The following is a 24,846-nucleotide window of genomic DNA, read 5'->3' as shown; positions in this document are numbered from 1 at the left end:
TGGTAGCTGAGGGAGTGCATCGTGGTCAAGGAGCCCGGAAAGTCGACGCTGGCCGACAAGATCGACCGGCTGTTCCACGTGGTCCGCAGGCCCGATCGGGAGCCGTACAGCAACGAAGAGGTCGCGAAGGCCTGTCGTGAGGCAACGGGCGAGAGCTTTTCGACGACGTACCTGTGGCAGCTGCGCACGGGCCGTCGCAACAACCCGACGAAGCGGCACCTGGAAGCACTGGCCCAGTTCTTCGGAGTGCCCCCGGCATACTTCTTCGACGACGAGCAGAGCACGAAGATCGCGGAGGAGCTGGCCCTGCTGGGCGCCCTCCGCGACGCGGGCGTCCGCGACCTGGCCCTGCGCGCGGTGACCCTGTCGGCGGACGGACTGGACACGATCAGCGACATGATCGACGCGATCGCCCGAAGGGAGGCCGGTCGCAGCGCACCGAAGAAGGAGGACTGAGGTGACGCCGTTCGCGAACCCGGCGGCGACTGCTGCCGCGGACTACCGGCCGCGCGTCCACCTGCCCGCGAGGGCGAGCGCTCTCGGCCGCCCACGGTGCATCGAACTGGCGGCGGATCGGCGCTCGGCCTGCCTGCCACGCGCTGCTGGTGTCGAGCCGGAGCCCGCGTCCGACGCCTGGTCCGCCTGCCGGCCGCGCGGCGCTGGTGGGTTGTCGGCGTCCGGCGCCGCTCGGTCCGCCTGCCGGCTGCGCGGTGCCGGTGGGTTGTCGGCGGCCGGCGCCGCTCGGTCCGTCCGCGGGCCGCGCGCCCCTCGTGAGTCGCCGACGCTCGTTCCCGATGGCGCTGTCCGGTTCGCCGGCTCGAAATCCGGGCGCCCGATCTTGCTCCCGTCGCGTATCCACGCCAGGCTCGTCGCGTTGAACCGGCTGGGGCCGTGGGGTCGCGGCGTGAGGGAGGGCTGACGTGGCGCATACACCGTGGCGCCGGCGACCGGGGCGGGCGCTGTGGAAGCGGGCGCGGGAGGTCGCCGATGCCGTCACGCTGCCCGAGCCCTTCGATGCCGAAGCGTTCGTCGCGAGCCTGGCCGCCGAACGGGGGCGCCCCATCGAGCTCATGCCCGTCAGCGCGCCCGAAGGTGCTCCCTGCGGGCTGCTCATGAGCACCGAACGCGCCGACTACATCCTCTACCCGACCACCACCACCGCCCTGCACCGGCAGCACATCCTGCTGCACGAGGTCGGCCACCTGCTCTGCGGCCACACCGGCCCGGCCGGCGGCGCGGACGGGGTCGCGATCGACGCCGCCGCCGGGCGGCAGCTCATGCCCAGCCTCTCGCCCGAGCTCGTCCGGCGCGTGCTCGGCCGCACCACCTACACCGAGGTCGAAGAGCGCGAAGCCGAGCTCGTGGCGAGCCTGCTCGCCCAGCGCGTCGCCCGGCACGAGGAGCCGCGCGAGCTCGCGCCCGACGCCCCGGACGGCCTGCGGCGCTTCGACTCCCTCTTCGGCCGGTCCCGCCGCCGGACGCCGTGATCGAAACCCTGGCCTACCACCTGTGCCTGGTCGGGTTCGCCGGGTTCGGGTACAAGATCGTCGAGGCGCGGCGCAGCCAGCCGGTGCGCACCATGTGGTTCCTCGCCGGGTTCGGCATCTGCATCGCCACCGGCATCCTCGTGCTGACCCCGGCGATGGCCGCCCTCGCCGGGCCGGGCCCGGTGGCCGAATGGGTCCTGAGCCTGGCCGGCGACGAGCTGAAGCTGGGCGCGATCGGGTTCGCCGTCGCGTTCACGCAGTCGGTGTGGCGCGGCGAAGGCGCCCGGCTCGCCCCGCACGCGCTGTTCACCGGCGTGGCGATGGTGCTGCTCGCGGTGTGCTTCACGCTCTCCCGGCCGCGGCGCGTCGGCGACGACACGGTCTTTTCGGACGCGGGCCTGCCGTTCGCGCTGGCCGACAAGCTCGTCTTCCTGGCGTACAGCCTGTTCAGCCTCGGCCTGCTGATCACGGTGTTCGCCCGCAGCGCGTGGCACGCGGAGCCGGGCCCGCTGCGCACCGGGCTGTGGCTGCTGGTGGTCGGCGTGGCCGCGGCGTTCGCGTGGACGTTCTGGGACATCGACGACGTCCGCCGCCTCGCCGAGGGCGCCCGGATCGGCGCCCGCGAGGACCTGCCGTCATCGGTGCTCGCCGCGACGACGATCGGTTTCGTGACGGCCGGCGCGACGCTCAGCGCGTGGTCGCCGGCGGTGTCGTCGGTGATCGGCCGGGTGCGGGCGTACCGGGCGTACCGCCGCATCGAGCCACTCTGGACGGCGTTGCGCGCGGCGGTCCCGGGCATAGCGCTGGACCCGGGCCGCGAGCTGTCGGGCGGCGCCGAGTTCGCGCTGTACCGCAGGGTGATCGAGATCCGCGACGGTCACCTGGCGCTCCGAGCCCACTTCGACCCGGACCTCCCGGCCCGAGCCGAGACGGCGGCCCGCCAGGAGGGAGTTCCGGAGGCGGAGGTGGCCCCGACGGTGGAGGCGGTAACCCTGGCGGCGGCGATCGAGGCGGGCCGCCAGGGGAGAAGGTTCGAGCCGGCCGAGCCAACCCCGGACCCACTCCCGGACGCGGACGTAGCGACGGAGGCGGCCTGGCTGGTCCGGGTAAGCCGAGCCTGGCAGCGCGACGCGGTGGTGGACCGGGTGAGGACAACCGCCGGTCAACGCGGGTAGCAAGGGCTGGCCCGCCGGCCTCGCCGATTCTCACGGGCGGCTGCCGGAGTGGGCGCAGCCGGCTGGGCCGATTCTCGCGGGGCCCGCCGCGCCGCCGCCGGCCTCGCTGATTCTCGCGGGCGGCTGCTGGCGTAGGTGCGGCCCGCGGCGCTGCCGGTTGGGCCGATCTGGTGGGGCGGCTGCAGCCGCAGGCTCAGCCCGCGGCGCCGCCGGTTGGGCCGATCCTCGCAGGCCGCTGCCAGCCCGCCACTCGACCGCCGGCCGCGCAGATTCTCGCGAGGCCGCAGCCGCAGGCTCAGCCCGCAAGTCCACGCGAGCGCCCGTCAACGTGGGTAGCGAGCCCCGTTCACCGTCACCCTCAGCGTGTACAGCGAGCTCGAAGCCGTGATGAACAGTTCGTTCCCCCTCGCGCCGCCGAACGTGAAGTTCGAGCAGATCTCCGGTACCCGCAGCTTCCCGATCAACGTCCCGTCCGCCGCGAAACAGTGCAGCCCGTCGTGTGCCGCCGCCCAGACCTGGCCTTCGCTGTCCACCCGGACTCCGTCGAACACGCCGTTGTCGCACGTTCCGAACACCGCTCCGCCGGTCAGCTCCCCCTCGGCGCCCACCTCGAACACCCGGATGTGGCTGGGCTTCTGCCGGGTGTCCACTATGTACAGCAGCGACTCGTCGGCCGAGAAGGCCAGGCCGTTCGGGCGGGAGAAGTCGTCCGCGACGATCCGTACGTCACCCGATGGGGACACGCGGTACACGTGACATGCCCCGATCTCGCTCTCCGCCCGGTACCCCTCGTAGTCGCTGTCGATGCCGTAACTCGGGTCGGTGAACCAGATTGACCCGTCCGAGTGCTCGACGACGTCGTTCGGGCTGTTGAAACGCTTCCCCTCGAACTCCGACGCCAGCACGGTGATCGAGCCGTCGTGCTCGGTGCGGGTCACCCGGCGGTGGCCCTGCTCGCAGCTGACCAGCCGGCCGGCGCGGTCGACCGTGTGCCCGTTCGCATAGGACGCGGGCTGCCGGAACACGCCGACCTGGCCCGTCGTCTCGTCCCAGCGCAGCGTGCGGTCGTTCGGGATGTCGCTGAACACCAGGTAGCGCCCGGCCGGGAAGTACGCCGGCCCCTCGGTCCAGCGGCACCCCGTGTGGAGGCGCTGCATCCACTCGTCGCCGTTCACGCGCGCGAACCGCTCGTCCAGTACCTCGAACTCCGTCTTGACCAGATCCATCTGTCACCCCTAATGATATTCTGCGTCAAGCATGGATCGCCGAACCTGATATGGTCAAGCCGTGGATGACGTGGACCGCATGCTGCTCTCCGCGCTGCAGCAAGACGCGACGCAGGCGTACGCCGCGCTGGGCAAGGCCGTCGGTCTGTCCGCGGGGGCGGCCCACGAGCGCGTCCGCAAGCTTCGCGAGCAGGGCGTGATCCGCCGGACCACCGTGGACGTCGACCCGGCCGCCGTCGGTCGCGGGGTCGCGGCGTTCGTCCTCGTCGAGGCCAACGCCTGGATGGGCGACGAGCCGGTGCGCGTGGCCCTCGAAGCTCTGCCCGAGGTGGTGGAGGCGCACGTCATCGCCGGACCGGCGTCACTGCTGGTCAAGGTGCGCACGCCGACGACCGAGGAGCTCCAGGCGTCGCTGCGCCGGCTGTTCGCGATCGACGGCGTCACCGGCACGCGGACCATCGTGATCCTCGAATCCTTCTTCGAGCGCCCGGTGGACACCGGGGCCTGAGCGGGCGAACACGCCCACTTGGCCCTCCGCTGTCCGCACTACTGCGCAATGCGTGGTACCTTTCCAAGCGTAGGACTGGAGGGTGCAGTGGAGATCAGTCAGCTGCTCAAAGGGGTGCTGGATCTGGCCGTGCTCGCGGTGCTCCGCGAGGAAGACGGCTACGGGTACGACGTCCTGCGAAGACTCAGGGGCGCGGGCCTGGACGAGGTGGGGGACGCGTCGGTGTACGGGACGTTGCGCAGGCTCTACAAGGCCGGCCTGCTCACCTCGTACGTGGTGCCCAGCGAAGAGGGCCCGCATCGCAAGTACTACAGCCTGAACGAACCGGGTCGGCTCCGCCTCGCGGAGTCGGGGAAGACCTGGCAGAGCTTCGCATCGACGATGAACGTACTCCTGGGAGACGCAGTGGGAGAGGCAGCATGAGCGACAAGCCGACCGCCGTGCGGGTTTATCTGGCGCGGGTCCGGACCGCGCTCGCCGACCTGCCCGCGAGCGAGATCGAAGAGATCCTCGAAGACGTCCGCCCGCACCTGGCGGAGCTGGAGGCCGAGCTGGGGGAGGGAGCCCGCGTCGAGGCCCTGATCGAGCGCCTCGGCACGCCCGAAAGCTACGCCGCCGAGCTGCGCGCGTCCGGTGGCTACCCGCCGGCGGCCGAAGGGGCGACGCAGGTGCTCGCCACGTCGGCGACCCCGAGCCTCGCGAAGCCGCGGATCGCGTTCTGGGGCCTGGTGCTCTGCGCGGTGGCGCTCGCGCTGTTCGCGTTCGCCGCCGCCGTGAGCGTCCAGCCGGACGCGCTCCTCGGCGCGGGGCTCTTCCTGCCCGTGTTCCTCATCAGCCTGTTCCTGCTGCTGCGCGGCGGGATCGAGCCGGTGCTGGCGCTGCCCGAGGTGGCGTGGCTGCGGCAGACGCTGAACAAGGGACGTCAGCAGGAGGACTCCGGGAAGGCGCTGAGCTACCTCGCTTCGCTCAAGCCGGCGTGGTGGATCGTGTGCGCCTTCGTGCTGATCGGCTTCGGGCTGCTGCTCATGCTGCGCTCGCGCGGTGCCGTCCTGCTGCTGCCGTTCCTGTTCGTCGCGGGCGGCGCGGCCGTGTGGGCGGGCCCGCGGCTGCGGCGCGACCGGCGGCTGCTGTGGGTGGCCGTGCCGATCTCGGCGTTCGTCATCGGCGGCATCCTGGGCGGGTTCGGCGCCGCGGTCGACCTGATCTCGAACCGGAACTCCTACTCGAGCTCGCCGTCGTACTACCCGTCGTCGTCCGACCGGTACGGCAACGAGCAGCTGAGCTACGGCAACCACGAGATCGAGAACGTCTACGCGTTCGACGCCGAGGGCAAGCCGCTGACCGAGGTCTACCTCTACGACGAGGAAGGCCGTCCGATCACGCTGACCCGCTACGGCTGCGAGCGGTCGAGCGGGTCCAAGGAGAAGATCGGCGAGGACAACCGGTTCCCGCGGCCGAAGATCGAGCAGGGCGTCACCGACGACCAGGGCAACTACAACGGCTACAACGGGTACCGCTCGGCCTGCCGCGAGAACGCGGGGGTGCCGTTCAGCGCGGCGATCCCGAAGGTGACGGTGCCGCCGACGACTTCGGCGACGCCGACGCCGACTCCGTCACCCACGACGAGCACCACGACGACGCCGACCAGGTAGAAGCCACCAGGAGCGGAGGTCGGGGCCGCTCCTGACGCGACGAAGGCCGCCTCCGGAGAACCGGGGGCGGCCTTCGATCTCGGTGGGTCAGTGGCCGAAAGCGCTGCGGGCCGCGAGGTCCGCCAGGAGAGCGCGGCCCTTCTCGGCGTTGCGGGGCTGGGACAGGACGTCGTAGCGGCGCGCCACCAGCTGGCTCTGGGAGACGAAGCCGCGCTTGTTGCGGTTGGCCGCGTACCCGAGGGCGCCGAAGAGCAGGTTGAACCCGAGACCGGCGACCAGGCCGATCACGATCGGGACCAGGCCCGCGCCCGGGTTCAGCAGGCTCAGCACCAGGCCGAGGAACACACCGAACATCGCGCCGGACGTCGCCGCGCTGCCCAGGACCTTGCCCCAGGACATCTTGCCGGCGATGCGCTCGACGAGCATCGGCTCCACGCCCACGATCGTGACGTCGGTGACCGGGAAGTCCGTGCCCGCGAGGTGGTCGACCGCGCGCTGCGCCTGCTCGTAGGACTCGTAGGAACCGATCGGCCAGCCGGTGGGCAGGGTGGGCAGCTGGGGCCGCGCCTGCTGCTGTCCGATCGTGCTCTGCTGCGTGAATGCTGTGGTCATCGATCTCACCTCTCCTGCCCCGTTCAACGTGGGAGTACCCCGGATTCCTCCCGCTCGCGCGGAATTCACAGACTCTTCTCAGCCGGGCAAACCGCGCAATCCGCCGCGCCGGACCCGGGCGGGCCATCGTGTCGTCCATCCGGGTACGCGTGTCGTCCGTCCAGGTGCGCGTGCGCGCCGGTCCGGTACCTCCGGACGCGTGCCTCGCGTACCCGGAGGGACGACACGCGCACGCAGGTGGACGACACGCGTACCTGGCTGGACGACACGGCCGGAGGGGGTGCGCGGCCCGCCGAATCAATGGTTCACAAAAATACCTTTGTTCCGGTTGACCCGTCCGGCGTCACCGGGTAGGAAGGACCCGCAAAGGATTCGCATCAAACCTTTGGGGCGGCTGATGGCACGCAGACGAGGCATGCTCACGCTCGACGAGCTCCGGGCGCGGGTGGACGCGGGCACGATCGACACCGTGCTCGTCGCGATCACGGACATGCAGGGCAGGCTCCAGGGCAAGCGCTGCTCGGCGGAGTACTTCCTGGACGAGGTCGTCGGGCACGCCACCGAGGCCTGCAACTACCTCCTGGCCGTGGACGTCGACATGAACACCGTCGACGGCTACGCGCTCTCCTCCTGGGAGAGCGGCTACGGCGACTTCGTGCTGCGTCCCGACTTCGAGACCCTGCGCGAGATCCCCTGGCACGAGGGCACCGCGCTGGTGCTGGCCGACGTCGAGCGCGTGCAGGGCGGCCCGGTGTCGGTGTCGCCGCGCCAGATCCTGCGTCGGCAGCTCGACCGGCTCGCCGAACGCGGGCTCACCGCCTACGTCGGGACCGAGCTGGAGTTCATCGTCTTCGACGACACCTACGAAGCCGCCTGGGACAAGCGCTACCACGGTCTCAAGCCCGCCAACCAGTACAACGTGGACTACTCGATGCTCGGCACCGCGCGGCTCGAGCCGCTGCTGCGCCGCATCCGCAACGAGATGTCCGGTGCCGGGCTCTACCCGGAGTCCGCCAAGGGCGAGTGCAACCCCGGCCAGCAGGAGATCGCCTTCCGCTACACCGATGCCCTGAGCACCTGCGACAACCACAGCGTCTACAAGAACGGCGCCAAGGAGATCGCGGCCCAGGACGGCAAGAGCCTCACGTTCATGGCGAAGTACAACGAGCGCGAGGGCAACTCCTGCCACATCCACATCAGCCTGCGCTCCACCGAAGGCCGGGCGGTGCTCGCCGGCGACCACGAGCACGGCTTCTCGACGCTCATGGGGCAGTTCCTCGCCGGCCAGCTCGCCGGGCTGCACGAGCTGACGTACTTCTTCGCGCCGAACATCAACTCCTACAAGCGTTTCGTGCCCGGCAGCTTCGCGCCGACCGCGATCGCGTGGGGCACCGACAACCGGACCTGCGCGCTGCGCGTCGTCGGCCACGGCGAGTCGCTGCGCGTCGAAAACCGCGTGCCGGGCGGGGACGTCAACCCGTACCTGGCCGTCGCCGCGCTGATCGCCGCCGGCCTGCACGGCATCGAAAACGAGCTGGAGCTGGAAGAACCGTTCAGCGGCAACGCCTACAACTCCGACCGCGGCACCGTGCCGACCACGTTGCCCGAGGCCGCCGCCGCGCTGGCGGGCAGCGAACTGGCGCGTGAGGCGTTCGGCGAAGACGTCGTCGAGCACTACCTGAACGCGGCGAAGATCGAGGTGGACGCCTACAACGCCGCCGTCACCGACTGGGAGCTCGTCCGTGGCTTCGAACGGCTCTAAGCCCGTCATCGGTCTCACCAGCTACCTGGAACCCGCGAAGTTCCTGGTCTGGGAGACCGAAGCCGTGCTGCTGCACCGGGTCTACGTCGACTGCGTCGTCGCGGCCGGCGGCATCCCGGTGCTGCTGCCGCCGGTGTCCGACGCGTACGACCGGCTCGTGTCCACTGTGGACGGCCTGGTGCTGACCGGCGGCGCCGACGTCGAGCCGGAGCGCTACGGCCAGGAGCGGCACCCCGCGACCTACACGCGGCCGGACCGGGACGCGTTCGAGTTCGGCCTGTTCGAAGCGGCGCGGAAGGCGGGCAAACCCGTCCTCGGCGTGTGCCGCGGCCTGCAGGTGATGAGCGTCGCCCTCGGCGGCACGCTCACCCAGCACCTGCCCGAAAGCGCGGGCACCACCGAGCACCAGCCCGCGCTCGCGACGTTCGGCCGCGGCACGGTCACGCTCGCCGAGGGCAGCCGGGCCGCCGCGATCCTGGGCTCGGAAACCAAGACGCTCTGCTACCACCACCAGGCGATCGACCGGCTCGGCACCGGCCTGGAGCCGGTCGGCTGGGCCGCCGACGGCACGGTCGAGGCCGCGGAGGTGCCCGGCGAGTTCACCCTGGGCGTGCAGTGGCACCCCGAGCAGGACAGCGACGACGTGCGGCTCTTCGCGGCCCTCGTCGACGCGAGCAAGGAGAGGGCATGACCAGCACCTTCGACGTCCTGAACCCCGCCACCGAGAAGGTGGTGCGGACCGTCCCGCTGACGAGCGCCGAGGAGACCGACGCGGCGATCGCCCGCGCGCAGGCGGCGTTCCCGGCGTGGCGCGACGTCACCCCCGGCGACCGCGCGCGGCTGCTGCGCCGCTTCGCCGACGCTGTCGAGACCGACATCGAGAACCTCGCGCGGCTCGAGGTCGCCAACTCCGGGCACACCATCGGCAACGCCCGCTGGGAGGCCGGCAACGTCCGGGACGTCCTCAACTACTACTCCGCCGCGCCGGAACGCCTGATCGGCAAGCAGATCCCGGTCCCGGGTGGGGTCAACGTCACGTTCCAGGAGCCGCTGGGCGTCGTCGGCGTGATCGTGCCGTGGAACTTCCCCATGCCGATCGCGGGCTGGGGCTTCGCGCCCGCGCTCGCCGCCGGCAACACCGTCGTCCTCAAGCCCGCCGAGCTGACGCCGCTGACCGCCATCCGGCTGGGTGAGCTGGCGCGCGAGGCGGGCATCCCGGAGGACGTCTTCCAGGTGCTGCCCGGCAAGGGATCCGTGGTGGGGCAACGGTTCGTCGACCACCCTGGCGTGCGCAAGGTCGTCTTCACCGGCTCGACCGAGGTCGGCAAGCAGATCATGGCCGGCTGCGCGGCGCAGGTGAAGCGCGTGACGCTGGAGCTGGGCGGCAAGAACGCGAACATCGTCTTCGCCGACTCCGACCTCGAGAAGGCCGCCGCGACCGCGCCCTACGGCGTCTTCGACAACGCGGGCCAGGACTGCTGCGCGCGGTCGCTGATCCTGGTGCAGGCGAGCGCGTACGACCGCTTCATGGAACTGCTGGAGCCCGCCGTGCACGGCGTCGTCGTCGGCGACCCCGGCGACGAGAAGACCGAGATGGGCCCGCTGATCTCGGCCGCGCACCGCGAGAAGGTCGCCTCCTACGTGCCGGACGACGCGCCGGTCGCCTTCCGCGGCAGCGCGCCCGCCGGACCCGGGTACTGGTTCCCGCCGACCGTCCTCACCCCGCCCGACCTGCGGCACCCGGCCGCGGCGGACGAGGTGTTCGGCCCGGTCGTCGCCGTCGTGCCGTTCGCCGAGGAGGCCGACGCGGTCCGGATGGCCAACGCCACCGAGTACGGCCTGTCCGGGTCGATCTGGACCCGCGACGCCGGCCGCGCGTTCCGGGTGGCGCGCGGCGTCGAAGCCGGCAACCTGTCGGTGAACTCGCACTCTTCGGTGCGCTACTGGACGCCGTTCGGCGGCTTCAAGCAGTCCGGCCTCGGCCGCGAGCTGGGCCCCGACGCCGCGGCGGCGTTCACCGAAACCAAGAACGTCTTTCTCAGCACGGAGGAGTAATGGTCCAGCGTTTCGAAGGCCGCGTCGCGGTCATCACCGGCGGCGCGAGCGGCATCGGGCTCGCCTCGGCCCGCCGCCTGGCGAGCGAAGGCGCGAAGGTCGTCATCGGCGACCTGACGCCGGCCGAGGGCAAGGCGGCCGCGGACGAGGTCGGCGGCGCGTTCATCCAGACCGACGTCACCGACGCCGAGCAGGTCGAGAACCTGTTCCACAGCACGGTCGAGCAGTTCGGCTCGGTCGACGTCGCGTTCAACAACGCGGGGATCTCACCGCCCGAGGACGACTCGATCCTGACCACCGGCATCGACGCGTGGGAGCGGGTGCAGCGGGTCAACCTGACGTCGGTGTTCCACTGCTGCAAGGCCGTCCTGCCGCACATGCAGCGCCAGGGCCGCGGCTCGATCATCAACACGGCGTCGTTCGTGGCGGTGATGGGCGCGGCGACGTCGCAGATCTCCTACACCGCGTCCAAGGGCGGGGTGCTCGCGATGAGCCGCGAGCTGGGCATCCAGTTCGCGCGGGAGAACATCCGCGTCAACGCGCTGTGCCCGGGGCCGGTGAACACGCCGCTGCTCAAGGAGCTGTTCGCGAAGGACCCGGAACGCGCGGCCCGGCGGCTGGTGCACGTACCGGTCGGCCGGTTCGCCGAGCCATCGGAGATCGCGGCGGCGGTGGCGTTCCTGGCCAGCGACGACGCGAGCTTCATCACGGCATCCCAGTTCCTGGTCGACGGCGGCATCTCCGGCGCGTACGTGACCCCGCTCTAACGTTTGGTCGGTTTCTTGACGCCGTAGACCTCCCGCAGGTAGTTCCAGGCGGCGTTGAGCTTCTTGCGCTCTTCGGAGACCAGCCGTTCGCGCCGCTTGAGCACGCGGACGGCGATCTCGGAGGCGAGGAAGGCGCCGGCGGCGAAGGTGAGGACGCCGACGATCAGGGTCAGGGCGATGATGGTGGTGGTCATGGTGACCAGCGTCGATCCCGCCTGGGCGATTCGTCCCTGCGCAAAGCTAGCGGGTTTCGTCAGCTTCGCGTGGAACTAGCGGCGCGAGCACACGTTGCGCTCCATGGACGCGACGAGCATGTCGGCCTTCGCCCGGTCGCCCACCGACAGGGTGGTGTACCCGACGACTTCGCTCCGCGGCATGTGGGCGAGGTTGTCGCACGCGACGTCGGTGGACCGCTTCGAGCTCGGCAGGAGTTCCTGCAGCTGGTCCGGGGACGCGACGCTGCCGGGGAAGATGATCGACACGGTGTCGCGGACGACCGCCTCGTAGTCGGGTTCGGCCCTGACCGGGCCGGCGCTCCGGTCCACGGCGAGCGCGATCGCCACGGCGCCGGTGACCAGCGCGGCAAGACCGACGAGCACGAGGCCGCTGATCACGAATCGCCGCCGTGTGCCTTGAGGTTCCGTCGTCATGGCCGGTCTCCTTCCGCGGTGGGACTGATGTCGCGCCGCCGGTGGCCGGTGTTGCTCGTGCAGCTGGATCGTTACGCGTGGAAGACACCCGCTGCTGCGTTAGCTTTGTGAGGTGACGCATTGGCGCGCCGACGAGTGGGCGGAAGCGGTCCGGGCCGGCATCCGGGCGAGGGGCCTCTCCCTGGACGAGGCCGCCAGACGCATCGGCGTCCCCACGTCGACCCTGCGCAGCTGGATCGAACACCGGCACGCGCCCAAGGTCACCGTCTTCGATCACTGGGCCCAGATCGCCGAGGTCACCGGGCTCTCCGAAGCCGAACTCCTGCGCGTCGCCGGCGTCCTGCCCGAAAGCCTCGCCAGCCCGGTCCACGTCGCTCAAGCCGCGAAGGCGCTGCGCGAAGGCATCGACCAGGCCGGGCAGTTCCTCCGGCAGGCCACGGCGCTCGTCTACTCCTCGCCCGGTACGCAGGTGGCCAACCTCATCGCCGCGTCGCCGATCGACTGGGAGATGCGGATCCGCTCCGCCACCCGCGGTGACGAGGTCCGCGTCACCTACCACCACTACGTCGGCATCGTGGCGCCGCGGGACTTCCCGCACGACGACGCCGAGGTGCGCCGGATCCTCGAGCACGACGTCCTCGGTGAGCTGTGGCGGCCGCTCGGGCTGTACTGGCGAGTCGCCGAGGTGCACGACTGGCACGAGCCGCCGCGGCTGGTCATCCAGGTGCCCGAGCAGGAGGCGACGCGGCCGCCCGCGCCGTCGCCGGTCGTCGCCGCGCCGCCCGTCGTGGTGCTGTCGCCGATCTGGGGGTACGGCGAGCTGCTCGCGTCGCTGGTCGCCGACGGGCTCGGGTTCGGCAACGTCGACTTCCGCTACTTCGGCCTCCCGGACGCGATGGCCGACCGCGTCCGGATCACCGCCCGCGAGCTGGCCGAGCCCGCGCCGCGGCTGGTGCACGCGGTGCCGCCGATCATGCTGCTGCACGGCCTGGCCGTGCCCGACCTGACCGGCCGGCTCCCGGTGGTGGTCCGCTACGGCCCGCGAATGCGGGAGCGGGCGGCCCGCATCTACCGCGAGCCGCTGCTCGAAGCCGGCTTCCCGGACGCCTTGGCCGGGGCCCGCGCGATCGAGGACGCGGTCTCGTCGGGGGTGCCACCGGGCTGCGCGTACTACGAGGTGACCCTGGCCGACTCCGACGTCTTCGACGGCGACCGCCTCTCGCTCGACCGGCTCAACGACTCGGTGGCGTGGCTGGCCGAGCAGATCGTGGAGCGGGTGCTGCTGGGGGCGGGGCACCCGCCGGTGCCGCTCGGCGGGCCGTTGAAACGCCTGGTCCTGCCGTCGGGCCGGGTTCGGCGGCCGCCGGCGCTGGCCGGGAGCGTGGTGCACCGGTTCGCCGATCGAGGCGCGGTCGAGGATCACTGTGGCGTTGGCCCGGTGAAGTAGACGGACCTCGGCGGCGGCAGGTACCGTAGCCGCCACAACTGCAGATCGGGCCGTCGAGCCGAGGCGGGAGAGCCCTCACGAACGTGGTGGGGCACCGAAGGAGCAAACTCCCCGGAATCTCTCAGGTACCTGCTACCGCTTCGTGCGAGGCCACTCTGGAAAGCAGGCGCACCCGCGCCTCACCCAAGGTGAAAGCTGTGCTCCGCACAGTGAAACTCTCAGGTGCCATGACAGAGGGGGAGTTCCCAGCGCACCGTTGTGCCCGGTGCCCGGCCCGAGGAGCTCCCATCACCTCCACGCAGTTCGACGCCCGCCACATCGGCCCGTCCGAGGCCGAACGCGCGAAGATGCTGGCCGAGTGCGGCTACGGCAGCCTGGACGCCCTCGTCGGTGCGGCCGTGCCGACCGCCATCCGCGCCACCGCCGACCTGCGGCTCCCGCCCGCCGCGTCCGAAGAGGACGCCACCGCGGAGCTGCGCGCCCTCGCCGCGCTCAACCGCCCGATGACGCAGATGATCGGCCTCGGCTACTCCGACACCGTCACCCCCGGCGTGATCCGCCGCAACGTCCTCGAGAACCCCGCCTGGTACACCGCGTACACGCCCTACCAGCCGGAAATCTCCCAGGGCCGGCTCGAAGCGCTCCTCAACTTCCAGACCATGGTCGCCGACCTGACCGGCCTGGCCACCGCGAACGCGTCCCTGCTGGACGAGTCGACCGCCGTCGCCGAGGCCGTCACGCTGATGCGCCGCGCGTCCAAGTCGAAGTCCAACAAGGTCGTCCTCGACGCCGAGTGCCTGCCGCAGACCATCGCCGTCGTGCGGACCCGCGTCGAGGCCCTCGGCATCGAGGTCGAGGTCCGCGACCTGCTCACCGGCCTGCCGGACGAGTTCTTCGGCGTCGTCGCCCAGTACCCCGGTGCGTCCGGCGTGCTGCGCGGCCGCGGCTTCTACCACGCGATTTCCGAGTCGGCGAAGGCCGCGGGCGCGCTGTTCACCGTCGCCGCCGATCTGCTTTCGCTGACGCTGATCACCGCGCCGGGTGAGTTCGGCGCCGACGTCGCCGCGGGTTCGACGCAGCGTTTCGGCGTGCCGCTCGGCTACGGCGGCCCGCACGCCGGGTTCATGTCCGTCCGCGCCGGGCTCGAGCGCTCGCTGCCCGGGCGCCTGGTGGGCGTCTCGGTCGACGCCGACGGCAACTCCGCCTACCGCCTCGCGCTGCAGACGCGTGAGCAGCACATCCGCCGCGAGAAGGCGACGTCCAACATCTGCACCGCGCAGGTCCTCCCGGCCGTGCTGGCCGCGATGTACGCGGTCTACCACGGTCCCGACGGCCTGAAGCGGATCGCCCAGCGCGTCCACGGCCTCGCCGCGGGCTTCGCGGACGCCCTGCGCAAGACCGGCGTCGAGGTCGTGCACGAGTCCTTCTTCGACACGGTCGTCGCGCACGTCCCGGGCCAGGCCGCCGAGGTCCACGCCGCCGCGCGCGAGGCCGGGATCAACCTCGGCCACGTCGACGCCGACCACGTCCGCGTCGCCTTCGACGAGGTCAGCACCCCCGCGATCGCCGAGAAGGTCCTGCGCGCGTTCGGCGTCGAGGCGGACCTGAGTGACGGCGTCGCGCTGCCGAACGGTCTCGCCCGCGAGAGCGGCTTCATGGGTCACGAGGTCTTCGGCTCGCACCGCTCCGAGACGGCGATGCTGCGCTACCTGCGTCGCCTCTCCGACCAGGACTACGCGCTCGACCGCGGCATGATCCCGCTCGGCTCCTGCACGATGAAGCTCAACGCCACCACCGAGATGGAGCCGATCAGCTGGCGCGAGTTCGCCGGCATCCACCCGTTCGCCCCGGCCGAGGACGCTGAGGGCTACCACGTCCTCGTGGGGCAGCTGGCGGACTGGCTGGCCGAGGTCACCGGGTACGACAAGGTGTCGCTGCAGCCGAACGCGGGCAGCCAGGGCGAGCTGGCCGGGCTCCTCGCGATCCGCGCCTACCACCGGTCCCGCGGCGACGAGGCCCGCGACGTCTGCCTGATCCCGTCGTCCGCGCACGGCACCAACGCCGCGTCCGCGGTGCTCGCCGGGATGCGCGTGGTCGTCGTCAAGTGCACCGACGAGGGCAACGTCGACCTGGCCGACCTGCGGTCCAAGGTGGACACGCACAGGGACACCCTCGCCGCGATCATGGTCACCTACCCGTCCACGCACGGCGTCTACGAGCACGACATCGACGAGCTCGCGAAGATCGTCCACGACGGCGGCGGCCAGGTGTACGTCGACGGCGCGAACCTCAACGCCCTGCTCGGCCTGGCCAAGCCGGGCGAGTTCGGCGGCGACGTCTCGCACCTCAACCTGCACAAGACGTTCTGCATCCCGCACGGCGGTGGCGGCCCCGGCGTCGGCCCGGTCGCGGTGCGCGCGCACCTCGCGCCGTTCCTGCCCAACCACCCGCTGCTCGACCAGGCCGGCCCGGCGACCGGCGTCGGCCCGATCAGCGGCGCGCCGTACGGCTCGGCCTCGATCCTGCCGATCTCCTGGGCCTACGTCCGGATGATGGGCGCGCCCGGCCTGACCGCGGCCACGAAGGTCGCGGTGCTGGCCGCGAACTACGTCGCCTCGCGTCTGGCGCCGCACTACCCGGTGCTCTACACGGGCCAGGACGGCCTGGTCGCGCACGAGTGCATCCTCGACCTGCGGCAGATCACCAAGGAGACCGGCGTGACGGTCGACGACGTCGCGAAGCGGCTCATCGACTACGGCTTCCACGCGCCGACCATGTCGTTCCCGGTCGCGGGGACGCTGATGGTCGAGCCGACCGAGTCCGAGGACCTGGGCGAGATCGACCGGTTCATCGCCGCGATGATCGCCATCCGCGCGGAGATCGACGAGGTGGCTTCCGGTCGCTGGAGCGCAGAGGAGTCGCCGCTGCGCGGGGCGCCGCACACCGCCGAGACGCTGGTCGGGGAGTGGGACAAGCCCTACGACCGCGAGCTGGCCGTGTACCCGGCCGGGGTGTCGCGCAAGAACAAGTACTGGCCGCCGGTCCGCCGCATCGACGGCGCTCGCGGTGACCGTAACCTCGTGTGCTCCTGCCCGCCCCTCAACGCTTACGAAGGCTGAACCCGTGTCACGAGAGACTTCCCTGCACGGAGTCCACAAGGGACTCGGTGCGCTGTTCACCGACTTCGCCGGCTGGTCGATGCCGGTCCGCTACGCCAGCGAGCTGGCCGAGCACAAGGCCGTCCGCGAGGCGGCCGGGCTGTTCGACCTCTCGCACATGGCCGAAATCCACGTCACCGGCAAGCAGGCCGCCGACGTCCTGGACTTCGCGCTGGTCGGCAACCTCACCGGGGTCAAGCCGGGCCGGGCGCGGTACACGATGATCTGCGACGCGTCCGGCGGCGTGCTCGACGACCTGGTCGTCTACCGGCTGGCCGACGAGCACTACCTGGTCGTCGCGAACGCGGGCAACGCGAAGGTCGTCGCGGACGCCCTGGCCGAGCGGGTCGCGGGCTTCGACGCCGTCGTGGACGATCGCAGCGAGACGACCGCGCTGATCGCCGTGCAGGGCCCGAACGCCGTCGCGATCCTCGGCTCGGTGACCGACGCCGACCTGGGTGCGCTCAAGTACTACGCGAGCGTCCCGGCGGTCGTGAAGGGCCACGAAGTCCTGCTCGCCCGCACCGGCTACACCGGCGAGGACGGCTTCGAGCTGTTCGTTCCGGCCGACGAGGCACCGGCGGTCTGGCGCATCCTCACCGAAGCCGGTGAGGGGCACGGGCTCGTCCCGGCGGGTCTGGCCTGCCGCGACACGCTGCGGCTGGAAGCCGGGATGCCGTTGTACGGCAACGAACTCACCCTCGACCAGAGCCCGTTCGAGGCCGGGCTCGGCCGCGTCGTCAAGTTCGAGAAGCCGGGCGACTTCGTCGGCCGCTCGGCCCTGGAGGAGCGGTCCAAGCAGGACGTTCCGCGCGTGCGCGTCGGTCTCAAGGGCGCGGGTCGTCGCGCCCCGCGTCACGGCTACAAGTTGCTGGCTGACGGTGTCGAGATCGGCGAGGTCACCAGTGGCGCGCTGTCGCCCACGCTCGGTTACCCGATCGCCATGGCGTACGTCGATCGGGCGTACGCCGAGCCCGGCACCGAGCTCTCCGTCGACATCCGGGGCAGGATCGAGCCCGTCGAGGTCGTCGCCCTGCCCTTCTACTCCCGCGCGTAAGGACTTTTGAGCCATGAGCATCCCCGAGAACCTGAAGTACACCAAGGAACACGAGTGGCTGAACGTCGAGGACGGCGTCGCCACCGTCGGCATCACCGCCTTCGCCGCCGAGTCGCTCGGTGACATCGTGTTCGTCCAGCTGCCCGAGGCCGGCGCCACGATCACCGCGGGCGAGGTGTTCGGCGAGGTCGAGTCGACCAAGTCGGTCAGCGAGCTGTACGCGCCGGTCTCCGGCGAGGTCGTCGAGGTGAACGGCACCACAGCGGACACCCCCGAGGTCATCAACTCCGACCCGTACACGGAAGGCTGGCTGCTGAAGGTGCGTCTGACCGGGGACGTGCCGGAACTGCTCGACGCCGCCGCGTACGCCGCGCTCACCCAGGAGAACTGATGACGACGTTCGACCAGCACCTGTCCGAAGTCGACCCCGAGGTCGCCGCGGCCGTCGCCGACGAACTGACCCGTCAGCAGTCCACCCTGGAAATGATCGCGTCGGAGAACTTCGCCCCGGTGGGCGTGCTCGAGGCGCAGGGCTCGGTGCTGACCAACAAGTACGCCGAGGGCTACCCAGGCCGCCGCTACTACGGCGGTTGCGAGCACGTCGACGTCGTCGAGCAGCTCGCCATCGACCGCGCGAAGGCCCTGTTCGGCGCCGAGCACGCCAACGTCCAGCCGCACTCGGGCGCGCAGGCCAACGCGGCCGCGATGTTCGCCGTGCTCAAGCCGGGCGACACGATCCTCGGCCTCGACCTGGCGCACGGCGGTCACCTGACGCACGGGATGAAGATCAACTTCTCGGGCAAGCTCTACAACGTCGTCGCCTACCACGTGGACAAAGAGACCGGGATCGTCGACCTGGCCGAGATCGAGCGCCTGGCCGTCGAGCACCAGCCGAAGCTGATCATCGCCGGCTGGTCCGCCTACCCGCGTCAGCTCGACTTCGCCGAGTTCCGGCGCATCGCCGACCTCGTCGACGCACGCCTGATGGTGGACATGGCGCACTTCGCCGGGCTGGTGGCGGCCGGGCTGCACCCGTCGCCGGTGCCGCACGCCGACATCGTCACCACGACCACGCACAAGACCCTCGGCGGCCCGCGCGGCGGGTTGATCCTCTCGCGTCAGGAGCTGGCGAAGAAGATCAATTCTGCGGTGTTCCCGGGTCAGCAGGGCGGGCCCCTCGAGCACGTCATCGCGGCCAAGGCCGTCGCGCTGAAGATCGCCGCCAGCGAGGAGTTCAAGGAGCGTCAGCAGCGCACCCTGGAGGGTTCCCGCATCCTGGCTTCGCGGCTGTCGCAGTCGGACTGCGCCGACGCCGGTGTGCGCGTGCTGACCGGCGGCACCGACGTCCACCTGGTGCTGGTCGACCTCGTCCAGTCCACTCTGGACGGTCAGCAGGCCGAGGACCGGCTGCACGAGGTCGGCATCACGGTCAACCGCAACGCCGTCCCGTTCGACCCGCGCCCGCCGATGATCACGTCGGGCCTGCGCATCGGCACGCCGGCGCTGGCCACCCGCGGGTTCCAGGCGGACGACTTCACCGAGGTCGCCGACGTCATCGCCGAGGCACTCAAGCCCGACTTCGACGACGCCCTGCGTTCGAAGCTGCGCGACCGCGTCGAGGCGCTGGCCGCGAAGCACCCGTTGTACGCGGACCTCTCCCGATGAGCGCGCTGCCCGAGGGCCGGAAGCTGCTGCGGCTGGAAGTCCGCAACAGCGAGACGCCGATCGAGAAGAAACCGCCGTGGATCAAGACGCGGGTGCGGATGGGGCCGGAGTTCACCGAGCTCAAGGGTCTCGTGCGTCGCGAGGGTCTGCACACGGTGTGCGAAGAGGCCGGTTGTCCCAACATCTACGAGTGCTGGGAAGACCGTGAAGCCACGTTCCTGATCGGTGGCGATCAGTGCACTCGCCGGTGTGACTTCTGCCAGATCGACACGGGCAAGCCCGCCGCTCTCGATCGCACGGAACCGCGGAAAGTCGCGGAGTCGGTGCAGGCCATGGGCTTGCGGTATTCGACGGTCACCGGTGTCGCGCGCGATGACCTTTCCGATGGCGGCGCGTGGTTGTACGCGGAGACCGTCCGGCAGATCCACGACTTGAATCCGGGTACCGGCGTCGAGCTGCTGATCCCGGACTTCAACGCCGAGCCGTCGCAGCTGGCCGAGGTCTTCGGGTCGCGGCCGGAGGTCTTGGCGCACAACGTCGAGACGGTGCCGCGGATCTTCAAGCGCATCCGTCCGGGGTTCCGGTATGCGCGTTCGCTTGAGGTCATCACGAAGGCGCGTGAGTTCGGGCTCGTGACGAAGTCGAACCTGATCCTGGGTATGGGCGAGACGCCGGACGAGGTCGCTCCGGCGATGCAGGACCTGGTCGACGCGGGGTGCGAGATCCTGACGATCACGCAGTACCTGCGTCCGTCGCCGCGGCACCACCCGGTGGATCGCTGGGTCAAGCCGGAGGAGTTCGTCGAGCACTCCCAGGCTGCCGAGGCCATGGGCTTCGCGGGTGTGATGGCGGGGCCGCTGGTGCGGTCGTCGTACCGCGCGGGACGGCTGTACGCGCAGACCAAGGGCTACCGTGGAGAGGAGCTGCCGGAGAACCTGCAGCACCTCGCCGACCAGGGCCCGGCCGCGCAAGAAGCCAGCTCCCTGCTGGCGCGATAGGAAGGGGCGGATCAATGGCGATCAGCGTCTTCGACCTGTTTTCCATCGGCATCGGCCCGTCGAGCTCCCACACCGTCGGGCCGATGCGGGCGGCACGGACCTTTGTGGACGGTCTCGGCGACGATCTCGGGCGTACGGCACGCGTCCAGGCCGAGCTGTTCGGCTCGCTCGGCGCGACCGGCTTCGGCCACGGCAGCGACAAAGCCGTCCTGCTCGGGCTTTCGGGCTCGCGTCCGGAAGAGATCGACACGGACACCGTCCCGGCGCGCATCGCGGCGATCCGCGAGTCCGGCCGGCTGCTGCTCGCCGGCACGCACGAGATCGCGTTCGACGAGGACAACGACCTCACCATGCACCGGCGCAAGTCGTTGCCGGCGCACCCGAACGGCATGATCTTCCGCGCGTTCGACGCGTCGGGCGCGCTGCTGCGCGAGCGGACGTACTACTCGGTCGGCGGCGGCTTCGTCCGCGACGAGTCGTACGAGACGGACGCGGTGTTCGTCGAGGATTCGACGCCGGTGCCGTACCCGTTCCGCACCGGCGCGGACCTGCTGGCGCACTGCGCGTCGACCGGGCTGCCGATGAGCGAGATCATGCTGGCGAACGAGCTGTCCTGGCGTACGCGCGAGGAGGTGCGCGACGGGCTCCTCGCGATCTGGGCGGTCATGGCCGAGTGCGTCCGCAACGGTTGCGGCCACGAAGGCGTCCTGCCGGGCGGGCTGAAGGTGCCGCGCCGGGCCAAGGCGCTGCACGAGAAGCTGCTGGCCGAGGACGGCGTCGGCGACCCGTTGTACGCGATGGACTGGGTGAGCCTGTACGCGCTGGCGGTGAACGAGGAGAACGCCGCGGGCGGCCGGGTGGTCACCGCGCCGACCAACGGCGCCGCCGGGATCATCCCGGCCGTGCTGCACTACTACCAGCGGTTCATCCGGCACTCGACCGACGACGGGATCGTGACGTTCCTGCTCACGGCGGGCGCGATCGGCTCGATCCTCAAGCAGACGGGCTCGATCTCGGGCGCCGAGGTGGGGTGCCAGGGCGAGGTCGGCTCGGCGTCGGCGATGGCGGCGGCGGGCCTGACGGAGGTCCTCGGCGGCTCCCCGGCCCAGGTGGAGAACGCGGCGGAGATCGGGGTGGAACACCACCTCGGGCTCACCTGTGATCCGGTCGGCGGCCTGGTCCAGATCCCGTGCATCGAGCGCAACGCGGTGGGAGCGTCGAAGGCGATCCACGCGGCCCGCATGGCGATGCGCGGCGACGGAAGCCACGTGGTGACCCTGGACAAGGCGATCAAGACGATGCGCGAGACGGGCGCGGACATGAGCGTGAAGTACAAGGAGACCGCCCGCGGCGGGCTGGCGGTGAACGTCATCGAGTGCTGACGGGGTCAGGTCCGCCGGTCTTCGTCCTCCACTGCCAGCTTCAAGCCCACCTCCACCAGGCGCCAGCCCAGCTGCTGTTTTCTCGTTCCCGGACTGCGGCTCGGCGTCGCCCGGCCTGGTGGGTGGCTGCGCACTCCGTGGCGCAGCTCGTTCTCCCGCTCGTGGACCAGATCTTCGGCCATCAGAAAATGCACCGGATCGCCCCCTGCGTCGATGTTCGGTGTCGGTGGTGTCATCGTCGCCGACCGTGGCCGTCCGCTTCCACCGGTTTTTCCGCGGGCGAACGACATTGTCACCGACAGCGACCGGCCGTGGCCACTCCGAAGGTGCGCCGCGCCGGGGTGATCCACGCGGTGCGGCCTAAACTCGGGGGATGGAACCGACCTCGGTGGTGAATGCCGGTGAAGCGCTGTTCCGGCCGGTCCGCGCGGGCAACGCCTTCGAGGAGACCGTCGAGCGGCTGCTCCAGGCCATCCGCCTCGGCGTGGTCGGTGCGGGGGAACGGCTGCCGTCGGAGCGTGAGCTCGCCGAGCGGCTCGGGGTCAGCCGCGTCACGCTCCGCGAAGCCATCCGGGCCCTCTCCGACGCCGGTTACGTCGAGTCACGGCGGGGGCGCTACGGCGGCACGTTCGTGAACGACACCCTCCCCGGACCGTCGGAACGGTCACCCGAAGACAAGGTCGAACCGGTCGCGCTGGAAGACGCGCTGTGCATCCGGTACGTCCTCGAAACGGGCGCCGCGGAGATGGCCGCCGCCCGCTCGCTGAGCCCGGCCGACCGCCAGCACCTCACCGGCACGCTCGCCGAGGCCGCGAGCGCGGGCCTCGACGACTACCGCCGCAAGGACTCCCGCCTGCACCTCGCGATCGCGGAGGTGACGGCATCCGGCTCCCTGACCACGGCGATGGCCGACGCCCGCTCCCGCGTCAACCAGCTGCTCGACCGGATCCCCCTGCTCCCGCCCAACCTCGACCACTCGAACGCCCAGCACGAGGCAATCGTCGACGCGATACTGGCCGGCGACGCCCCCGCGGCCCGCCAGGCCATGGCGGAGCACATCGAGGGCACGGCCTCACTCCTGCGCGCGTTCCTGGCGTGAGCCTGTCTTGGGGCCGTCGCGCCTGGCCGCGGTGAAGTGGTCGACTGCGAGTTCGGTGACCCGGGCCGATAGTCCAGCGATCGCTTCGTCGGCGAGGATGACCGCGGCGAGGCCATCCGCTACCTGTCCCGCGGGACGGCCTCGCTCCTGGCGTGAACCCGTCTTGACAGGATTCGAACAACCTCGTTAGTTCTCCACAGAACCTCCTCACCCGGTCGGCCGTCATCCATTCGTGACCTTGGCGAGCGAGGAAATAGACGAACAGGAAGAGCGACCGGACACCCCGCGCCGACGGCGGTGGCGGCGGATCCGGCGGGTCGGCTGCTGGAGCTTCGGGCTGCTCGTCGGTGTCCCGCTGATCGCCTTCTGGGTCGCCTACCTCGTGCTCGACGTCCGCAGCCCGCAAGAGGTCCTCGCCGGGCTCGACAAGACCGTAGTGCTCAAGTACTCCGACGGGTCAGAGATGTTCAAGGTCATCCCGGCCGACGGCGATCGGACCTTCGTGCCCTACACGCAGGTTCCCGAGAAGCTGCGGGACGCCATCATCGCCACCGAAGACCCGACCTTCTGGGACAACCAGGGCTTCGACCCGACCGGCATCGGCCGCGCGTTCCTCACCGGTGTCGGCGGCGGGTCCGGGATCACCCAGCAGTACATCAAGAAGTCCACCGGCGACGACGACGCCACGATCGGCCGCAAGTTCGCCGAGCTGGTCCTCTCCACGAAGATCACCCAGGAACAGAGCAAGGAACAGATCTTCGAAAGCTACGTCAACATCATCTCCTTCGGCCGCGGCACGTTCGGGCCCGCCGCCGCGATGAACGCCTACTTCGGCAAGAAGCTCGACGACTCGATGACGTGGAGCGAAGCCGCCTTCCTCGCCGGGATGATCCAGTCGCCGTCGGTGCACGACCCGGCCGCGTCCGGCGACGCCCACGCCGCCCGGCGCTGGCAGTACGTGCACGACAAGCTCGTCGCCCGCGGTTACGTGAAGCCCGCCGAACCGATGGCCTACCCCGGCGGTGAGATCCAGGCGCCGTCGGAGACCCGCGCGGGTCGCGTCACCTACGACGAGTTCCACATCAAGCAGCAGGTCCTCGCCGAGCTCGAACAGGACGGCTTCCCGCTCGGCCGGCTCCAGCAGGGCAACATGACCGTCGAGACGACCCTGGACCGCGGCATGCAGGACGCCGCGAAGAAGGCGTTGCAGGACAGGCTGAAGGGCGAGCCGAAGGAGTTCCGCGGCGCGGTCGTCGCCGTCGACCCGAAGACCGGCGCCGTCCGCGTCTACCAGGGTGGCGACCAGGGCGTCCGCGACTACGCGAGCACCCCGCACGCGGCCGGTTCGGCGTTCTACCCGTTCACCCTCGCCGCCGCCCTGCGCCGCGGCTACGGCCCCGACGTCCCGGTCCCGGCGCCCGAAGAGCAGGAGTTCCTCGGCGAGAAGTTCAAGTACCCGGAAGTCTGCGGCCTCAAGTGCACCCCGCGCACCGCGATGCAGGCGCACGCCGACGGCCCGTTCATCGCACTGGCGAAGAAGCTCGGCCCGGACGCGCTGAGCGACGCCGCGCGGCAGGCCGGCATCCCCGAGACCGTCGACGGCACCCCGACGATGCGGGAGAAGGACGGCTTCCTCATCGGGCCGGGCATCGCCATCGGCCGGTACCCGCTGCGGCCGATGGACATGGCCGGCGCCTACGCGACCTTCGCCGCGGACGGCCGCCGCACCACCCCGCACCTGGTGGCGAAGGTGCGCGACGAGAGCGGCGCGGTCGTCTGGGAGCACACCGACACCGCGCGCCCCGCGTTTGACGAAGACGGCGACGAAAGCCGCCGCATCGCCCGGGACGTCACGGGCACGCTGACGGACGGCACCGGGACCGCGCTGCGCACCGGCGAGGCCGAGCACGGCAGCAGCCCGGACAACCAGGACGCCTGGGCCGTCGGCTACACCCCGCGGCTGGCGACCGCGGTCTGGGTCGGCTCCGACGACGAACGGCTGCTGAAGGACGCGAACGGCGCGAAGCTCACCGGCGACGTCGTCCCGGCCGACATCTGGCGCGGGTTCATGGCGGCGGCGCACCAGGGCGTGCCGGCCCGGATGGCGACCCCGGGCCCGCCACCGGTGGTGCGGCCGCCGCGCTGA

The 24,846-nt window shown here is 70.9% G+C and carries 24 protein-coding genes and 1 riboswitch; of the genes, 19 read left to right on the top strand and 5 right to left on the bottom strand.

Annotated features, from left to right (window positions below):
* Nucleotides 1–21 precede the first annotated feature (21 nt).
* The 3 genes from ACZ7PG_RS43645 to ACZ7PG_RS43635 all read left to right on the top strand — a co-directional run bounded on the left by ACZ7PG_RS43645 (nucleotide 22) and on the right by ACZ7PG_RS43635 (nucleotide 2,662).
* Nucleotides 22–456 (top strand): helix-turn-helix domain-containing protein, encoded by a 435-nt coding sequence (locus ACZ7PG_RS43645; protein ID WP_470245086.1) that lies wholly within the window; start codon nucleotides 22–24, stop codon nucleotides 454–456.
* Nucleotides 457–920: 464 nt separating this feature from the next.
* Nucleotides 921–1,487: a hypothetical protein gene (locus ACZ7PG_RS43640; protein WP_470245085.1), complete on the top strand. Its 567-nt coding sequence runs from the start codon at nucleotides 921–923 to the stop codon at nucleotides 1,485–1,487.
* Entirely contained in the window at nucleotides 1,484–2,662 is a 1,179-nt protein-coding gene (locus ACZ7PG_RS43635) for an MAB_1171c family putative transporter (protein WP_470245084.1), read from the top strand. The genes ACZ7PG_RS43640 and ACZ7PG_RS43635 overlap by 4 nt, the downstream gene beginning before the upstream one ends.
* 323 nt (nucleotides 2,663–2,985) lie before the next feature.
* On the opposite strand, the gene ACZ7PG_RS43630 is transcribed toward ACZ7PG_RS43635, so the two are convergent.
* Nucleotides 2,986–3,888 (bottom strand): SMP-30/gluconolactonase/LRE family protein, encoded by a 903-nt coding sequence (locus tag ACZ7PG_RS43630; RefSeq protein WP_470245083.1) that lies wholly within the window; start codon nucleotides 3,886–3,888, stop codon nucleotides 2,986–2,988.
* A gap of 61 nt (nucleotides 3,889–3,949) precedes the next feature.
* Between ACZ7PG_RS43630 and ACZ7PG_RS43625 the strand changes: the two genes are divergently transcribed.
* From ACZ7PG_RS43625 to ACZ7PG_RS43615, 3 genes are all read left to right on the top strand, one after another.
* On the top strand, nucleotides 3,950–4,396 hold the full coding sequence (locus tag ACZ7PG_RS43625) for an Lrp/AsnC family transcriptional regulator (RefSeq protein ID WP_470245082.1): 447 nt from the start codon (nucleotides 3,950–3,952) through the stop codon (nucleotides 4,394–4,396).
* 87 nt (nucleotides 4,397–4,483) lie between these two features.
* Nucleotides 4,484–4,819, top strand: coding sequence for a PadR family transcriptional regulator (locus tag ACZ7PG_RS43620; RefSeq protein ID WP_470245081.1), 336 nt, complete (start codon nucleotides 4,484–4,486; stop codon nucleotides 4,817–4,819).
* Nucleotides 4,816–6,048 (top strand): DUF1700 domain-containing protein, encoded by a 1,233-nt coding sequence (locus ACZ7PG_RS43615; protein WP_470245080.1) that lies wholly within the window; start codon nucleotides 4,816–4,818, stop codon nucleotides 6,046–6,048. Before ACZ7PG_RS43620 ends, ACZ7PG_RS43615 begins: the two co-directional genes overlap by 4 nt.
* Before the next feature lie 87 nt (nucleotides 6,049–6,135).
* Here ACZ7PG_RS43615 and ACZ7PG_RS43610 read toward each other — a convergent pair whose 3' ends face one another.
* Complete coding sequence (locus ACZ7PG_RS43610) at nucleotides 6,136–6,660, bottom strand: YflT domain-containing protein (RefSeq protein ID WP_155545185.1); 525 nt, start codon at nucleotides 6,658–6,660, stop codon at nucleotides 6,136–6,138.
* 397 nt (nucleotides 6,661–7,057) lie between these two features.
* On the opposite strand from ACZ7PG_RS43610, the gene ACZ7PG_RS43605 reads away from it, so the two are divergent.
* The 4 genes from ACZ7PG_RS43605 to ACZ7PG_RS43590 are packed head-to-tail and all read left to right on the top strand — an operon-like array spanning nucleotide 7,058 to nucleotide 11,244.
* Entirely contained in the window at nucleotides 7,058–8,422 is a 1,365-nt protein-coding gene (locus ACZ7PG_RS43605; RefSeq protein WP_470245079.1) for a glutamine synthetase family protein, read from the top strand.
* Nucleotides 8,403–9,113: a gamma-glutamyl-gamma-aminobutyrate hydrolase family protein gene (locus ACZ7PG_RS43600; protein ID WP_470245078.1), complete on the top strand. Its 711-nt coding sequence runs from the start codon at nucleotides 8,403–8,405 to the stop codon at nucleotides 9,111–9,113. The genes ACZ7PG_RS43605 and ACZ7PG_RS43600 overlap by 20 nt, the downstream gene beginning before the upstream one ends.
* A complete protein-coding gene (locus ACZ7PG_RS43595; RefSeq protein ID WP_470245077.1) occupies nucleotides 9,110–10,477 on the top strand; it encodes an aldehyde dehydrogenase family protein in 1,368 nt (455 codons plus the stop codon). The genes ACZ7PG_RS43600 and ACZ7PG_RS43595 overlap by 4 nt, the downstream gene beginning before the upstream one ends.
* Entirely contained in the window at nucleotides 10,477–11,244 is a 768-nt protein-coding gene (locus tag ACZ7PG_RS43590) for a 3-oxoacyl-ACP reductase (protein ID WP_470245076.1), read from the top strand. The genes ACZ7PG_RS43595 and ACZ7PG_RS43590 overlap by 1 nt, the downstream gene beginning before the upstream one ends.
* On the opposite strand, the gene ACZ7PG_RS43585 is transcribed toward ACZ7PG_RS43590, so the two are convergent.
* Both ACZ7PG_RS43585 and ACZ7PG_RS43580 read right to left on the bottom strand, forming a co-directional pair.
* Nucleotides 11,241–11,438, bottom strand: coding sequence for a hypothetical protein (locus ACZ7PG_RS43585; protein WP_470245075.1), 198 nt, complete (start codon nucleotides 11,436–11,438; stop codon nucleotides 11,241–11,243). The two genes, ACZ7PG_RS43590 and ACZ7PG_RS43585, sit on opposite strands and share 4 nt — an antisense overlap.
* Nucleotides 11,439–11,513: 75 nt before the next feature.
* Complete coding sequence (locus tag ACZ7PG_RS43580) at nucleotides 11,514–11,894, bottom strand: hypothetical protein (protein ID WP_470245074.1); 381 nt, start codon at nucleotides 11,892–11,894, stop codon at nucleotides 11,514–11,516.
* Between the two features lie 112 nt (nucleotides 11,895–12,006).
* On the opposite strand from ACZ7PG_RS43580, the gene ACZ7PG_RS43575 reads away from it, so the two are divergent.
* The 7 genes from ACZ7PG_RS43575 (at nucleotide 12,007) to ACZ7PG_RS43545 (ending at nucleotide 21,601) form a co-directional block, all read left to right on the top strand.
* Nucleotides 12,007–13,341, top strand: coding sequence for a helix-turn-helix domain-containing protein (locus ACZ7PG_RS43575; protein ID WP_470245073.1), 1,335 nt, complete (start codon nucleotides 12,007–12,009; stop codon nucleotides 13,339–13,341).
* 145 nt (nucleotides 13,342–13,486) lie between these two features.
* A riboswitch (glycine riboswitch) is annotated at nucleotides 13,487–13,585 on the top strand.
* A 43-nt stretch (nucleotides 13,586–13,628) separates the two neighbouring features.
* Nucleotides 13,629–16,460, top strand: coding sequence for an aminomethyl-transferring glycine dehydrogenase (gcvP, locus tag ACZ7PG_RS43570; RefSeq protein WP_470245689.1), 2,832 nt, complete (start codon nucleotides 13,629–13,631; stop codon nucleotides 16,458–16,460).
* 4 nt (nucleotides 16,461–16,464) lie between these two features.
* Entirely contained in the window at nucleotides 16,465–17,556 is a 1,092-nt protein-coding gene (gene gcvT / locus ACZ7PG_RS43565; protein WP_470245072.1) for a glycine cleavage system aminomethyltransferase GcvT, read from the top strand.
* Between the two features lie 13 nt (nucleotides 17,557–17,569).
* On the top strand, nucleotides 17,570–17,947 hold the full coding sequence (gene gcvH, locus ACZ7PG_RS43560) for a glycine cleavage system protein GcvH (protein WP_470245071.1): 378 nt from the start codon (nucleotides 17,570–17,572) through the stop codon (nucleotides 17,945–17,947).
* Entirely contained in the window at nucleotides 17,947–19,221 is a 1,275-nt protein-coding gene (gene glyA, locus ACZ7PG_RS43555) for a serine hydroxymethyltransferase (protein ID WP_470245070.1), read from the top strand. Before gcvH ends, glyA begins: the two co-directional genes overlap by 1 nt.
* Nucleotides 19,218–20,219, top strand: coding sequence for a lipoyl synthase (lipA, locus tag ACZ7PG_RS43550; RefSeq protein WP_470245069.1), 1,002 nt, complete (start codon nucleotides 19,218–19,220; stop codon nucleotides 20,217–20,219). The genes glyA and lipA overlap by 4 nt, the downstream gene beginning before the upstream one ends.
* A gap of 14 nt (nucleotides 20,220–20,233) precedes the next feature.
* Nucleotides 20,234–21,601 (top strand): L-serine ammonia-lyase, encoded by a 1,368-nt coding sequence (locus ACZ7PG_RS43545; RefSeq protein WP_470245068.1) that lies wholly within the window; start codon nucleotides 20,234–20,236, stop codon nucleotides 21,599–21,601.
* Between the two features lie 5 nt (nucleotides 21,602–21,606).
* On the opposite strand, the gene ACZ7PG_RS43540 is transcribed toward ACZ7PG_RS43545, so the two are convergent.
* Complete coding sequence (locus tag ACZ7PG_RS43540) at nucleotides 21,607–21,783, bottom strand: hypothetical protein (RefSeq protein WP_470245067.1); 177 nt, start codon at nucleotides 21,781–21,783, stop codon at nucleotides 21,607–21,609.
* 191 nt (nucleotides 21,784–21,974) lie between these two features.
* On the opposite strand from ACZ7PG_RS43540, the gene ACZ7PG_RS43535 reads away from it, so the two are divergent.
* Entirely contained in the window at nucleotides 21,975–22,700 is a 726-nt protein-coding gene (locus ACZ7PG_RS43535) for a FadR/GntR family transcriptional regulator (protein ID WP_470245066.1), read from the top strand.
* A gap of 232 nt (nucleotides 22,701–22,932) precedes the next feature.
* Nucleotides 22,933–24,846: a transglycosylase domain-containing protein gene (locus ACZ7PG_RS43530; RefSeq protein ID WP_470245065.1), complete on the top strand. Its 1,914-nt coding sequence runs from the start codon at nucleotides 22,933–22,935 to the stop codon at nucleotides 24,844–24,846.

This window comes from Amycolatopsis sp. NPDC114504 (assembly GCF_055633595.1).
This window is presented reverse-complemented; position numbering and strand designations above follow the sequence as displayed.

What these genes read in the sequence shown, in the direction of transcription:
- ACZ7PG_RS43630 (WP_470245083.1), bottom strand. Translation starts at nt 3,888, where the DNA reads ATGGATCTGGTCAAGACGGAGTTCGAGGTACTGGACGAGCGGTTCGCG.
- ACZ7PG_RS43615 (WP_470245080.1), top strand. Translation starts at nt 4,816, where the DNA reads ATGAGCGACAAGCCGACCGCCGTGCGGGTTTATCTGGCGCGGGTCCGG.
- ACZ7PG_RS43610 (WP_155545185.1), bottom strand. Translation starts at nt 6,660, where the DNA reads ATGACCACAGCATTCACGCAGCAGAGCACGATCGGACAGCAGCAGGCG.
- ACZ7PG_RS43605 (WP_470245079.1), top strand. Translation starts at nt 7,058, where the DNA reads ATGGCACGCAGACGAGGCATGCTCACGCTCGACGAGCTCCGGGCGCGG.
- ACZ7PG_RS43595 (WP_470245077.1), top strand. Translation starts at nt 9,110, where the DNA reads ATGACCAGCACCTTCGACGTCCTGAACCCCGCCACCGAGAAGGTGGTG.
- ACZ7PG_RS43590 (WP_470245076.1), top strand. Translation starts at nt 10,477, where the DNA reads ATGGTCCAGCGTTTCGAAGGCCGCGTCGCGGTCATCACCGGCGGCGCG.
- ACZ7PG_RS43585 (WP_470245075.1), bottom strand. Translation starts at nt 11,438, where the DNA reads ATGACCACCACCATCATCGCCCTGACCCTGATCGTCGGCGTCCTCACC.
- ACZ7PG_RS43580 (WP_470245074.1), bottom strand. Translation starts at nt 11,894, where the DNA reads ATGACGACGGAACCTCAAGGCACACGGCGGCGATTCGTGATCAGCGGC.
- gcvH (WP_470245071.1), top strand. Translation starts at nt 17,570, where the DNA reads ATGAGCATCCCCGAGAACCTGAAGTACACCAAGGAACACGAGTGGCTG.
- glyA (WP_470245070.1), top strand. Translation starts at nt 17,947, where the DNA reads ATGACGACGTTCGACCAGCACCTGTCCGAAGTCGACCCCGAGGTCGCC.
- lipA (WP_470245069.1), top strand. Translation starts at nt 19,218, where the DNA reads ATGAGCGCGCTGCCCGAGGGCCGGAAGCTGCTGCGGCTGGAAGTCCGC.
- ACZ7PG_RS43545 (WP_470245068.1), top strand. Translation starts at nt 20,234, where the DNA reads ATGGCGATCAGCGTCTTCGACCTGTTTTCCATCGGCATCGGCCCGTCG.
- ACZ7PG_RS43540 (WP_470245067.1), bottom strand. Translation starts at nt 21,783, where the DNA reads ATGGCCGAAGATCTGGTCCACGAGCGGGAGAACGAGCTGCGCCACGGA.
- ACZ7PG_RS43535 (WP_470245066.1), top strand. Translation starts at nt 21,975, where the DNA reads ATGGAACCGACCTCGGTGGTGAATGCCGGTGAAGCGCTGTTCCGGCCG.